The organism is Roseibium salinum (assembly GCF_026240905.1).
GTDB classification, from domain to species: Bacteria; Pseudomonadota; Alphaproteobacteria; order Rhizobiales; family Stappiaceae; genus Roseibium; species Roseibium salinum.
The window spans coordinates 4,665,935-4,680,739 of the sequence record NZ_JAPEVI010000003.1 but is presented as its reverse complement, the minus strand read 5'-3'; the positions used below and the strand labels follow the sequence as shown (position 1 = coordinate 4,680,739).

Sequence of the window (14,805 nt, the reverse complement as noted above, 5' to 3'; positions counted from 1 at the left end):
ACAGCGGCCGGACGGTGACAGCATTCCCGCCGCATTGGCGTATCGGAAGAAGCGCGGTGAACACTGGACAAACACACCGCCCGCCAGCGCCATATCGCATTCGCCGCTGCGAATGCTTTGGCAGGCCATGTGAAGCGCAACGAGCGAACTGGAGCAGGCCGTATCGACTGCGACGGCCGGCCCTTTCAGGTCGAGCCAGTAAGAGATGCGTGCGGGGATCAGCGACGTGGTGTTGCCCCAGAAGGCCTGGCCGGGCGGTTGCTCGGCAAACAGTTCCTGATAGTCGCCATGGGCGCAACCGACAAAGACCCCGCACCGGCGGCCGATCATGTCTTCTCCGGCATGACCCGCGTTTTCCAGCGTCTTCCAGGCTTCTTCCAGGAAGAGCCGCTGCTGGGGATCCATATAAGTTGCTTCCGTGCCCGAGATGCCGAAGAAGACCGGGTCGAACCGGTCGATCCCGTCCAGGAAGCTGCCGTGACGCCCGTAGCTGCCCTGCTCCGCATCCTTGTAGAAAGGCGCAAGATCGAACCGGTTCACCGGTTCAACCAGATCCCGGGCCGCGATCAGATGCTGCCAGAGGTCGTCCAGCGTTTCCGAACGGGCAAAACGCCCGCTGGCACCGACGATGGCGATGGGTTCGCGATCGGCCCTGCCCGGCCGCGCCGGTCTGCCTTCGGCCTCCGGCGCTGAGCGCAGCGGGGATCCGGACAGGTCATCGCCTGCCGGTGCCGTCTCGCTCGCTCGCGGAAGTCTCGACAGAATGTACGCCTCGAGGCTTCGCGCGTTGGTGAAATCGTAGAGCGCGGTCTGCTCCAGATCGATCCCGAAGGCCTTGCGCAGGCGATGCACAAACTCGGCGCCGAGGATCGAGTCCAGGCCATAATCGGCAAAGCTGCAATGGTCATCGATGGCCGCAGCCGGAACATTCAGCGTGGCGCCGAGTGCCTGGCGCAGAACCGTCTGCACGCTGGAAACCCCGGCCGGCGCGGCGCCGGAAGCCTCATCAGCGGCGGCACGCGGGGCGGTATCCGCCGGAGAGGCCGGGGCCGCAGATGACCGGCTGTCTGCCGGTGACACTCCGGCCGCCTCGACCCTTGCCGCGATAATCTGCTGGCCCAGCTCCTGCTCCCCCGTCGGCGAGGAGGAAACCCACTCGAAACCGGCTTCGCTTAGCGCCTTGCGCCAGTTTTCCGAAGTCAGCGACGGCGTGCCCGGAATACGGCGCTCAGGATCGGTAAACCGCCACCAGCCATCCAGTAGGCCGAAGGTGATATGTGTGAAGAGCGTCGGCTTGCTGGTTTCGTTCATGAGCAAGACCCCGCCGCGAGCCATCGTGAGGCGCACGTTTTCAAGCGTCGTCCGGATATCGGCGGTTGCGTGCAAAACGTTGGCGGCGATCACCAGATCATAGCCGCCGACATCGACGTCCTGTCCGGATATGGGCTTTTCCACGTCGAAGAGCGCGGTTCTGAGGCCTGGAACGAGGTGTGAATAGGACCGCTCGGCATGGATCAGGAAGGCTCGCGAAACATCAGTGTAAAGATATTCGCCGATCCTGTCGGCATAGGGCCTCAACGCTTCGAGCACGGGTTCCGTGGTCCCACCGGTTCCCGCGCCCATTTCCAGGATCCGCAGACCGGCTCGTGCCGGGTCGTGATGTCTGACCACCTGAGCGGCGGCGTCCGCCGTGGAGCGGTTGAACCGTGCGGCGACCGGATTGTCCTTGTAGACCGCCTCGACCAGCGTCTGGCGTCCGTCAGGGAAGAGAACGGCGGTCGCCTTTTTCCGGCCAGTCAGGATGTCCGGCAGTGCACGCAAGGCTGTTTCCGCGAGCTGCATCTGGGCCGATGTGCGGCCGGTTCCCTTCTCCTGCTCCCAAAGGTCCCAGCCCCTGCCGTTGCGTGAAATCGTACCCATACCGTGGGCAGCTGTCAGGGCCTTGGCCGCCTCAAGCCAGGGTCGGAAGGACGTCTCGATCCGTTCTTGCGGGAGCTCCTCAAGGATTTCGGTAAAAACAGCGGCAATCGCCGTTTCCAGCCCGTCCTGCGCCGCCGCCAACTGCGCGTCGCCCGATCCGGACTGAATGGTCTCGCGGAGCGCGGTGATGCTCGCAGCCTCATCCACCCGAGGAGGAACGGCCCCTTGCGCGGCCGGTATCCAGAAGCGCTGGCGCTCGAAAGGATAGGTCGGCAGAGAAACGATCCGCGCCGGCGTCTCCTTGCGAAGCTCCGGCCAGGGAACATCCAGGCCCTCCACCCACAGCCGCAGGACAACCTCAAGGCGCCCCGTCTGCCATGCCCTGGAGATCACTTCGTTGACGACCTCGTCTCCCCCGAGCGCCGAGAGATTGCCGCGCTTGCGGTGATCCTCCGCCTCGAACACGGCGCCGTCCCCATCGCGGCCGGCGAGCCATGCCTCCAGCGCCGCAATCAGCTCCGCCGGGTCCCGCACCAGGAACGCAAGGCGCGCCTCCATGCTTTCGCGGCCGATCTGCAGCGTATAGGCGATGTCACGAAGCGCCGGGCCGGTGCTCCGGCCTGCCGCCGGCGCGGATCCGAGAAGCTCCACCAGCGCGTCGACGGAACCCGCCGTTTCAAGGTCGACGATCGTGAGGGAAGTTCTGTAGGTCTCCCGCAGCCAGGCGATCAGATGATGGGCATGAGCAATTTCCAGGCCGAGCGCATCGAAGCTTTCCGCAGGATCGATGTCATCCGGGCTCACATCGCGCAGCATTGCCAGTTGCTTGCACAGATCCGCCGAGACCCGGGTCCGGTCAGGGGATGCGCCAGGCGTTGCTTCAGACCTTGCCTCCCGCAGGAAGGCAAGCAGCCGCTCCGCCTGTTCTGCGAGACGGTTCCTGTCCCTCGCGGACAGGATGACCGCTTCGGGTCTGGCATCCGCGATGGCCCCGAGAGGAATTGCCGTCTCGTCCGGCCATTCCTCGACGATCACATGAGCATTCGCCCCTCCGGCTCCGAACGATGAAATGCCCGCAATCCGCGTCCCGGGTGCCTGCCAGGTACCCGCTTGCCGCTGAACGGCAAAGGGCGAGCGGGCGAAATCGATGTTCCGGTTGAGCTTGTCGGCATTGAGGCTCGGCGCGAGCTGCCGGTGCTTCATCTGCAGCACCACCTTGGTCAACCCTGCGATACCGGCGGCGGCCTCCAGATGGCCGATATTGGACTTGACCGATCCGAGCGCGCAGAAACCGGCTGCCTCCGTGTCCTGCGCAAACACCTGCGTGAGGCCGTCGACTTCGATCGGATCGCCGAGATCGGTACCGGTGCCGTGGGCCTCGATATAGCTTACGTCGGAGGCCTCCAGTCCCGCCTGTTCCAGCGCGGCGCGCACCACATCCCGTTGGGCATCCGGGTTCGGCACCGTGAACCCGTTGGTCCGCCCGCCGTGATTCACGGCGCTGCCGCGGATGACCGCATGAATGCGGTCCCGGTCGGCGATGGCCCTTGCGAGCGGCTTGAGGATGACGCAGCCCACGCCTTCTCCGGGAACGAAGCCGTCGGCACCTTCGCCGAAGCTGCGGCAACGGCCGGACGGGCTGAGCATGTGCGAGGCCGAAAGATCGACGTAATTGGACGGGTGCAGATAAAGATTGACGCCGCCCGCGATCGCCACGGAACAGCTTCCCGACCGCAGGCCCATGCAGGCCTCGTGAACGGCGGTCAGCGAAGAGGAGCACATCGTATCGACCGGCAGGCTCGGGCCGGAAAGATCGAGGAAATGCGACACCCGGTTGGCCATGCCGGCGAATGAGGTTGTCGGGCGGACCGTCGCGCCGCCGTCCGTCCGGAACGGGCCATGCATGGCGAAGCCCGTCTTGGTCACGCCGGCATAGACCCCGACCCGCGCACCGCCGTGGCTGGTGCCGGCAACGGATTTCAGCCGTTCGCGCGTATACCCGGCATCTTCCAGCGCCTGCCAGACGCTCATCAGGAACAGCCGCTCCTGCGGATCCAATGCAGCAGCCTCGCGCGGGGAAAGCCTGAAGAACATCGGATCGAAATCCGCGAACCCTTTCAGGAAAGCGCCCCATTTCGAATAGCTCTTGCCTTCGGCGACGGCTTCGTCTGGATCGGCCTCGAAAAATCCGTCGAGCGGCCAGCGGTCCGGAGGAATTTCGCCGACCGCGTCATGGCCGCCCAGCAGATTGTGCCAGAAGGTTTCGAGATCCGGCGCATCGGGATAGGTGCCGCTTATCCCGACAATGGCTATCGGCTCATCCGGCGGGGCGGTCCTGCCCGAACGCGCTGCCGGCTCCGTGCCGCGTGAGGGAGAAGTAAATCCAGCGGCGCGCGCGGAGATTTCAGTCTTCGGAGAACCGGATATCCCGGTCCAGCGCCTGCAGGCGTCAACCTGGGCTTCTAGCAGGTAATCCCGAACGGCCGCCAGCGTGCGGTAGCGAAAGAACAGCGTCTTCGGCAGGTCTTCGAAAATATCGCCAAGCCCGTTATTGAGCCGGGTGATCATCAGCGAGTCGATGCCGTAATCTTCAAGTGGTGCGTTCGGGTCGATGACCTGCTCGGCGAGGCCGCTGATGTCGGCAAACAGCGCGAGCAGCCTGGAGCCGGTTTCAGCCTCCAGCGTCGAGTCTGCCGGCTGATTTGCCGCCAAGGAAGCGGTACGCGTCTCCCCGGCGGGTTCACCGGACAGAGCCGCAGATCCTGCCTCGAAAAACGCCCGGATCCTGTCCGCATCGCCCGCAGCGACGGCGAACCGGACCTCCTCGCAAGCAAGGCACTGACGCAGGGCCCGCAATCCGGCTGCGGTTCCAAGCGGGCGTTGCCCCATCCGCCGGAAGAGCGCTTCTTTCGTCGCCCCATCAACGGACATGCCGCCTTCCTGCCACAGCGGCCAGTTGATCGACCTGATCTTCCCGCCCGACGTTTCCGAAAGGGCGTCCAGGAATCCGTTTGCCGCCGCGTAGTCCGCCTGGCCCGGGTTCCCGAACGGCGCCCCGAGCGAGGAAAACAGAACGAACCTGTCGAGCTCGATATCAGCACAGGCATTGCGCAGGACCAGCACGCCTTGAACCTTGGGCGCGAGCACCGCCTCAAGGTCGGCCGCCGATTTCGTCGCAATGAAACCGTCCCTCAGGACGCCGGCGCAATGGATCACGCCGTCAAGGCGTCCATGGACCTCGCGGATATGCGCCACGAGCCGCCGCACGGCGTTGGCATCGGTGACATCCACCTGGCGATAGGCTGCGACGGCGCCATGCTTTCGCAGATTTTCGAGAAGCTCCGTCCGGTCGGGGTTCAACGGTCGAGAGCCGACCAGCACCAGAACGGCGCCCCTGGCGAAACGCGCGATATCCTCGGCGACCAGCCGCCCGAGCCCGCCCGTGCCGCCGGTAATCAGGTAAACGCCGCCTTCCTTCCAGCCGTGGCCATCGGCCTGGTGGCCGAGTTCCCGCCAATGGCGCACATGCCTGCAGCCATTCAGATACCGGCACTGCCGGTCGGGTGTTGCGCGGGCCTCATCGGCAAGCCAGTCCGCGGCCCGGTCAGCAGCCGTTCCGGCAGGAACTTCGACGACCTGTCCTTTGAGACGGGGATCTTCCGCCGTTGCGGTTCTCAGCATCCCGCCAAGACCGGCCAGGAGAGCGGTTGCGCCCTCCGCAGCCACGGCGAGCTGGATCAGTACCGGTTCATGACCGGGCGCATTCAGCTCGCTGCGCAGAAGCTCCAGCAACTGGCGGGCGGCGCTTGAATAGGTCTCCGCGATATCCCTGCCGCTCAGGTCGAGCGCTTGAATGTCGGCGCACCGGCCCAGGGCAATTTCGACGCCGCAGGCCACTACGATCCGCCGTCCCGGGAATGGAGCTCCTTTCGCCGGCGCCTCCCGCCATTCGGGCGAAAAAATCAGGGCTTGCTGGTCTTCAAGCGTTTCAATGGCGCCAGGTTTGCCGACGGCTGGTATCCAGAAGCGTGTATCGGCGAACGGACGAAGCGGCAGCGGGTGGCGGGAGTGCCCGCCCTGCCGGTCGTAGCTCTCCAGGACGACATGCGCATTGGCGCCGCCAAAACCGAAACTGCTGACACCCGCACGGCGCGGCGTGCCCGCCGCATCCGGCTTCCAGGCCTGCCGCTCTCTCAGGATGCTGAACGGCGGGCCGTCCAGATCGATATGCGGATTGAGCGGCTCGCTGTGCAGCGTCGGCGGCAGCTCGTTGCGCTGCATTGCCATGAGCACCTTGATGACCCCCGCGAGGCCCGCCGCGGCTTCCAGGTGCCCGATGTTGGATTTGACGGCCCCCAGCCCGATGCGCGAAGCAGGCCCCGAGCCCCCCAGCTCGGCAAAGGCCGCTTTGAGCCCGTTGATTTCAACCGGATCGCCGAGTTCCGTTCCGGTGCCGTGGGCTTCGATATAGGAGACCGTTTGCGGATCGATGCCGCGCATCGCATCGACGATCAGCCGCGCCTGCACCTTGGCGTTCGGTGCCGTCAGGGCGCCGGAGTGGCCGCCGTGGTTCTCCGCACCTCCGGCAATGACGCCAAGGATGCGGTCGCCGTCCCGTTCGGCTTCGGCAAGCCGTTTCAAAAGGAGAGCGGCGACCCCTTCGCCGCGCGCATATCCGTTCGCAGACCTGCCGAAGGTGTGGCAGTGGCCGGTCGGCGACAGCATGCCCGCCCGATGCGGACCTTCGAAACCTTCCCGGGACAGGCAGAGATTGACCCCGCCGACAATCGCCGCCGAACACTGGCCCATGCGCAGGGCGTCGCGGGCTCGCAACAGGGCGATGAGGGAACTGGAGCAAGCCGTATCGATCGCCTGGCTCGGTCCGTTCAGGTTGAAGAGATGCGAGAGACGGTTGGCGGCCATGGCGAGCGAATTGCCCGTTGCCACGTGGCCATCGGCCTCCAGTCCTTCCGCACGCCACAGCGCCGCATAGTCCAGCGACGTGATGCCGACGAAGACGCCCGTATCTCGCGGCAGCTCATCCGGCCCGTAACCCGAATTTTCCAGCGTGCGCCAGGCGGTTTCCAGCAGCAGGCGCTGCTGCGGGTCCATACGCTCGGCCTCGACGGGAGAGACCTTGAAGAACGCCGCATCGAAGCGGTCGATATTGTCGAGAAACCCGCCGTTGCCGGAGAACCCGGCGGCGCGGATCCGCGCCGCATAGTCCGCAGAATAGCGCTCCAGCGGAATAGAAGACGTCAGGTCTCGTCCGGCCAGGAGATTGTCGAAATACGTCTCGACATCCGGACTTTGCGGGAACCGGCCCGCCATGCCGATGATGGCGATCCGCTCGTCACGCGATGCCGGCGAACGAGGCGTCGCAGAGTTTCGTGCGTCGTCCGGGATGCTGGCGGAGGCGACGGTTGCCGCGGAAGGTGTTGCCGCCGCAAGGCGCGCTGGCGCCGCGGGGCTGCTGTCCATCGGCTGCGACAGAGCGCCGTGCCGCTGCACCAGATGCCCGGCCAGCGCCTCGATATGCTCGCATTCGAAAAAGAGCGCCGGGGAGAGGTCGATGCCGAACGCATCGCTGATGTCGCTCGCATAGCGCGTCAGCGAGATCGAATCGAAGCCGAGATCGTGGAAGGCTTCGCGCGGTCCCAGTTCCGAGGGGCTGAACTTCAGAATCGCCGCCGCAATGTCCCGAAGCTGCTGCTGCAGGATCGCAGACGAACTTTCCGCTACTGCTGCTGCGTCATAGGCGGGTTCGACCCGCGTCCCGACCGGCGTGGCAGCCTGCTCCAGGGAAACGCCGGACAGTGTCGCGCGGACGCGGCTATCCGCGCCCAGGAACTGGAAACCAAATCTGCCGTCCGGGTCTGGCCGGCAGAGGATATTTGCAATGTCGCCGCTTCCCGGCTGCGCGCTTTCGATCTGGCGGATCTTCGGATTGGCGCCGGGTACGGAAAGCAGCAGCAGCTCGAATGCCGCCCCGAGCGCCGGAGCGGAAACGGCTACGTTCTTCTTGAAGAAATCCTGTTGCGGCTGGTCGTCCCGCAGACGGCAGAGCAGCCCGCCCTCGTTGAGCTGCCAGACCTTGCCGATGCTTTCCAGATAGGGACCGAAATCGAGCCGGCGCCGGCGCAGCTCGGTGTAGACCTCGCCGGTCTCAAGAACCGCGTTCGCCTTACGGCGCAGGGCATCGAGGTCAAATGCTTGCCGGGTCTCCGGCGAAGCTTCTTCGACTTCCGCGCGGATCCACCCACGGCGCTCTTCGGCGCGCGTCACCACATCAACACGGACGGAGCTTGCCTTGGAGCCGATTGCCGGCAGGACTTCGATGTCGAGATCGCCGACATCCCGCCACTCCGCCGGACTCTCGATAGAGAGGTTCCGGACGAGGGGATGCACCGCGACACCGGCAATGCGCGCGGCCGCGGCCACGATATCGACGGCCACGGTCGGAAGGACGGTCTCCCGCCCGGCGCTCGCGAAGATGTAGTCGCGCAGTTCCTTGAGGTGAAGCGCGGTCGTATAGCGCAGGCCCTTCGCGTCGGAGCGGTTGATCCCGATGAAGGGATGCAGCTTGGAGCGGGCACCGATCGGATTGACGACGGAAGGCGCATCCGGTTCGGACTGATACCAGCAGCGGATCTTCTCGAACGGATAGGCGGGAAGTGAGACCCGCCGGACATCCCGGCCTGCGTTCAGGATATCCCAGTCGATCGCCGCTCCCGCGCACCAGGCGGCGGCAACTTTTGCGAGGCGCCGCGCAGCACAATCCGCCCGGATCGCTTCGGCATCCGATGGAGGATCGCAGTCGAGGATCGACGGCGTGTAGACGGCGCCCGGCCCGAACTGCCCGTTCTCCAGGAAGGTCTCGATGGCGGCAATTGCGCTTGGTCGGTCATCCGCAACGACGGCGAGACGGCAGGTCAGCTCGTTCTTGCCGGTCTGAAGCGTGTAGGCGATGTCGCGGAGCGGGGCGTTGTTTTCCTTGCGCAGATAAGCGCACGCCCTTTGCAGCACGGCCCGCAGCCGGTCCGGGCCGAGTGCGGAGAAAACCAGAAGGTCCGGACCATCGGCCTCCGAACGACCCGGTGTCTCGGGACCCTCCTCGATGATGATGTGGGAGTTCATGCCCCCGGCACCGATGGAGGTCACCCCGGCCCGACGCGGGATGTCCCGGCCTGCCCCGTCCGTCACGCGCCGCCAGGGTGCCAGCTCCCGCTGGACATAGAACGGCGAGACCTCGAACGGGATGTCCGGATTGAGCTCTTCGGCGTGCAGGGACGGCGCCAGTTGCCCGTGCTTCAACTGCGCCAGCACCTTGGCGATCCCGGCAAGGCCGGATGCTCCCAGCAGATGGGCGACGTTGCTCTTGACCGTGCCGATCGGGCAGACCTGCACCGCATCGGTGTGTTTGCGGAACACCTGCGTCAGCGCCTTGACTTCGATCGGGTCGCCAAGGGCGGTGCCCGAGCCGTGCCCTTCGATGTAGGTCATGGTGTCCGGAGTGATGGCGGCATCGTCCAGGGCCCGCTCGATGGCAGCCGCCTGCTGTGTGGGGCTCGGCACGGTAAAGCCGTTGCGCACGCCCGCATTGCTGATGCCCGATCCGATGATCACGCCGTAGATGTGATCGCCGTCCCGCCTGGCTTCCGCCAGCGGTTTGAGTACCACCGCCCCGACGCCTTCTCCCAGGATCGTGCCTTCCGCGCCGAGTCCGTAGCCGCGGATCACGTCGGCCGATTTGCTGGTGAAATGCTCCTGCGACGTCGCGATCAGTTTCTGCGGATGAAGCAGGAGGCTGACGCCGCCGGCCAGCGCGATCCGGCAACGCCCGGCCCGCAGCATATGCACGGCCTCGTGGACACAGGTCGACGCGGCGGAGCACATGGTGTCGAGGAAATAGGAGGGACCCGTAAAGCCGTAGTAATAGGACACCATGTTCGGCACGGTGCCGGTATAGCTGCCGCTGGCGAGCGCACCGCGCACCAGCATGTTCTGGAAACCGTAAAGGTCGTACTCGTTGGTCATCGAGCCGACGATCACGGCGACGTCGCTGTCATACTTGCGCGCCATGGTCTCGCGCGAATAGCCGGCATCCTCGAAGGCTTCGACGCTTGCCTGCAGGAAGAGGCGGACTTCCGGCGACATCAGCTCCGCTTCGGCCTGGGAGATGCGGAAATAGCGCGGGTCGAACTTGTCGATATCAGGCAGGAATGCGCCGGTCTTGACGACGGTCTTGCCCAGAACGTCCCGTTCCGGGTGATGCAGGGCACCGTTGTCCCAGCGATCGGCCGGCACCGGCTCGAAACCGTGAATGCCTTCGGACAGCATCTTCCAAAAGGCTTCCTGCGTCTCTGCCCCGGAGACATGAAGGGAGAGGCCGACGATGGCGATGTCATGCCGGTCGCCGCCAGTTTCCCGGTCGGCAGCCCGGGCCGGGGTCGTCTCCACTGGTTCGGATGCAACGATCCCGGCAAGCGGAGCATCAGCCGCAACGGCCCTTTGCACCGGCGGCGACGCCTCGGCTCCGGCCGCCATCTCATCGGCAAAGAGCGTCAGGAGCGCCGCACGGTGCTCGCCGACGAGATGACGGGCAACGCCTTCAATGTCGACAAATTCGAAGAACAGGGTTTTAGACAGCGGGCCGAGCGCTTCTTCCAGCCGGTCGGTGCCTTCCACGATGGCAATGGAATCGAGACCGTATTCCTCCAGCTTGCGATTGGGCCTGATGCGGCCGGGTTCCAGTTTAAGGACGTCGGCCAGCGTATCGCGGATGAAATCGATCGTCTTGCGAAGCAGGCTTTCGTCGTCGATGCCGGCAGGATCCGCCGTCTCGGCAGCATCGGATCCGGACGAAGGTTCACTCTCCGTGCCAGCCGCCTGTCCGAACTCGGCAAGGACCGTATCGATCCGGTCAAGCTCCCCATGCAGGACGGTGCAGCGCGCAGATCCAGTTCCGGAGAGGATCGTTTCAAGCGCCGCCACACCGGCTTTCGCCGACAGGGGCGTCAGACCGAGGCGGCGTTTCAGGACGGCCTGCGTGGCGGCATCCGCCGTCATGCCGCCATCGGCCCACAGCGGCCAGGCGATGGCCGCGGTCCTCCCGTGGCGCTCGCCCCTTTCGACTTGTGCCGCGCGCTCTTCTGCAAACGCATCCATGAAGGCGTTGGCGGCGGCATATCCCGCCTGCCCCGGGTTGCCGAAGACCGAGGCGATCGATGAGCACAGCAAGAAGAAATCGATCGGCAGGTCCCGCGTCGCCATGTCGAGATTGACAGTTCCCGCCACCTTCGGCGCGAAGACCCCGGCCGCGCGTTGCGCGTCCTGGGCCAGAATATAACCGTCGTCCAGGAGACCGGCGGCATGGAGGATACCCTTGAGCCCGCCGCCCATCTCCGCGATCCGGGCAACGACCCGTTGCACATCGTCGAGGCTCGCCATGTCGCAGGGTGCATAGACCACCTGCGCGCCGCGCTTGCGCAGCGCCGTGAGGATGTTCCCGGCGCTTGCGTCAGGCTCCACCCTACGTCCGGTCAGGACGAGTTTGCGGGCCCCTTTCAGGATCAGCCAGTCCGCAAAGATGCGCCCGAGCCCGCCGAGGCCACCGGTAATCCAATAGACGCCCTCCGGATCGATCGTCAGCGTTTGCGCCTCGCCGAGTTCCGTTTCGCAAACCGGCAGCCATGCCCGACGCAGCCCTTCAGGATCGTAACTGACTTCGCAAAGCACATCGTCCGCGGCAGCCTCAGTGCCGCCAATCGCGGCGAGCCGGTCCACGCTCCAATCGCCGTCCACTGCAATGACGCGCCCGGCAATCTTCGGGTTTTCCATTGCCGCCGTCTTCAGGAGACCGGCCAGCGGCGCGGTCACCGCGGCGGGTATCGTTCCGGGCGCGACGACGAGCAGGTTTGCGGGAAGAGCAGTCCGGGTTTGCAGGACTTCGCGGACAATCCCGTGTCCCGCCGTGAAAAGCCGCTCTGCGGCTTCCGCGGTGCCAAGCTCGGACGGATCGGGCAGGAGGTCGACCTGCCAGCCGGTCCGCGCTTTCAGTTCGGACGCGAGCCCTGCGTCGCCACTCACAAGCAGGATCCGGGTATTTGCAGTCGGGCCGCCCGACCGCAGCTGAAGGGGGGCCGGATTCCATCCGCCATCCGTCACCACGAGCGGCAGGTCTGCCATGCCATCCGAAAGGGATTCCAGGTCCGCATCCTCTATGGCGCCACGTTCCTGCGGTTTGACAACACGCAGCACCAGGTCCCTGAACGAGACTTTCAGCACCCCGTCCCGATCGGCAACGTCGATGTCGAGATGGCGGACGGGTGAAGCGGGGTTCTGCGACGGCCGCAAACGCACATGTGCCCACATGGCGGGTTCGCAGGCTCCGAAAACCTCGATCCGGCCGCAGGAAAACGGAACCGCCGCGCCTTCCGGTGCATCTCCACCAATCGCGATCCAGGCCTGGATCGCAGCATCGAGGAGCACCGGGTGGAGTGGCATCGCGTCCAGCGAGGGCAACAGGCGCCGCGGCAGCTTAAGAAGCGCCAGACTTTCCGACTGTCCCCGGTAGACCTGGGACATCGCCCTGAAGGCGGAACCGTGGTCCACTCCGCTGCCGACCAGGCGTTCGTAGCAGGCCTGCGGGGCGACCCGTTGCACGCAGCGACGCTTGATGGTTTCCAGATCGAGAAGATTCACTTCCCGCTCTCCGCACGGTTCAATGGCGCCCTTCATGTTCGCGGCCCGATCCGCTCCATCGTCACAGGATGCATCACTGGTGCGGATCGAAAAGCCGATGCGGTCCCCTGCCAGGCGGACGGCCTGTGTTTCGACGGTGATGGATTGCCGGCCCTTCAGCCGGACGGGACTGCTCCAGACCACATCGGTCAGCGCAAACCTGTTGTCCGGCAGTCCGCCCGCCTCTTCGGCTGCTGCCCTGCCCATTTCCAGACCGGCGACCCCCGGCAGCACCATGGCACCCGCGACGTGATGGTCGGACAGCACGAACTCATCGCCGGTGAACCGCGTCTCGAACCGGCATCCGTCGAACCGGGAGGTATTCCTGTGCAGCAGCGGATGCGGCACCGGCGCCTGATCCTTGGCACCGAGCGACAGGTCCATCCAATGGCGTTCCCGCGCGAAAGGATAAAGCGGTGCGCGGATGGCTTGCCGCTTGGAATTCCGGCCCTCTGGCCAGGAAACGTCCTCTCCGCCGACCCACCGGAGCGCAAGCTCGACGTCCTTCTTGATCTTCCCGCTTTCCGGCCTGCCGGCGTCCAGGGGCAGAACGAGGCCGGCGCGGTCCGTTCCTTCCAGGAAGGTTTGCAGGCTGCCGGTCAGCTCATCCAGCGACTGGAAGATGAAGGCGCAGCGCACTTCCCTGGGCTCGCGGCCGGTCTGGAACGTATGGGCCAGATCCGCCGGCGGCACGTCCGCCTCGTCGGCGCCTTCAAGGAAATAGAGCAGGCTTTCGGCATAGTCGGACAGGCGCTCTTCACTGTCGGCGGAGAGCGGCAGAACGTAGGGCACCGCCTTCTTTCGCGAAGACGCGGCGGCTTGCTCCGGCGTTTCCTCCAGAAGCACATGGGCATTGCTGCCGCCAAAGCCGAAGGAGCTGACGCAGGCCCGCCGGGGCGTATCCGCGGCGCGCGGCCACTGCGTCAACGTGTTCTGGATCCGGAATGGCGAGCCGGCAAGGTCGATCAGCCGGTTGAGCTGCCGGAATCCCACATTGGCGGGGATCTGCCCGTGCTTCAGCGCGGCAAGCACCTTGACGATGCCCGCAACCCCGGCAGCGCCTTCCAGATGGCCGATATTGGTCTTGACCGAACCGATGCCGCAGGTCGCCTCGTCAAAGGTGACGCCGTGTTCTTCCCCCAGCTCCGCGAAGGCCTGCTTCAGGCCGGAAATCTCGATCGGATCTCCCAGCGGCGTGCCCGGACCATGCGCCTCGATGTAGCTGATCGTCTCCGGCCCGACGCGGGCTTCCCGCTGCACCTGGCAGATCAGCTCAGCCTGGGCACTGGGATTGGTGACCGTCAGCGAATTGGTCCGCCCGCCGTGATTGATGCCGATGCCGCGAATGACCGCGTGGACCGGGTCGCCGTCCTCCAGCGCCCTGGCCAGCGGCTTCAGGAGAAGCACCGCACCGCCTTCGCCGCGAACATAGCCGTCGGCGGCGTCATCGAAGGCTTTCCCGCGGCCGTCCTTGGACAGCATGCCGGCTTTCGAGAAAGAGATGAAGTGATTGGGTGACCAGATGAGATTGACCCCGCCGGCCAGCGCCGTGTTGCAGGTTCCGTCCTGAAGGGCCCGGACGGCTTCGTAAACGGAGGTCATCGACGCGGCGCAGGCCGTGTCGTTGGTTATGCTGGGGCCGCGAAAGTCGAAGAAATGCGAGATCCGGTTGGCGATGATCGAAAACGCGATGCCCGTCGGCATATAGGCATCGAGCTGCCCGAGATGCTTTTCCAGAAGCTCGGCATAGTCCCAGTGGCACACGCCCATGAAGACGCCAGTGCGGCTGCCCGCGAGCTGAGAGGCGCGGTACCCGGCATCCTCGATCGCGTGCCAGCTCATTTCCAGCGCGAAGCGCTGCTGCGGATCCATCCACGCGGCTTCTCTGGGCGAGATGCCGAAGAAACCGGCGTCGAAGCAATCGGCATCCTGGAGGAATCCGCCCCAGATGCTGTTCGTCTTGTTGCCTTTGGCCGGATCGCCCTTGAGGGCACTTGCGTCCCAGCGGTCCGCCGGCACTTCGCAAATCAACGAGCGCTCCGAAACCAGATGATCCCAGAACGCATCCAGGCTGTCGGTCCCGGGGAGCCTGAGGCCGACCCCGATAATCGCAACCGGTTCGCGCTGGTTTGCCTGTGCCAT

Annotated in this window: 1 protein-coding gene (running past one end of the window); it reads right to left on the bottom strand. The window is 65.4% G+C overall.

The genetic code is table 11. The features are described from left to right. Positions 1 to 14,805, bottom strand: the 5' portion of a protein-coding gene (locus ON753_RS26130) for an SDR family NAD(P)-dependent oxidoreductase (RefSeq protein WP_265966931.1). It extends 5,940 nt beyond the left edge of the window; the window shows 14,805 of its 20,745 coding nt (coding positions 1-14,805); the start codon lies at positions 14,803 to 14,805; the stop codon falls past the left edge of the window.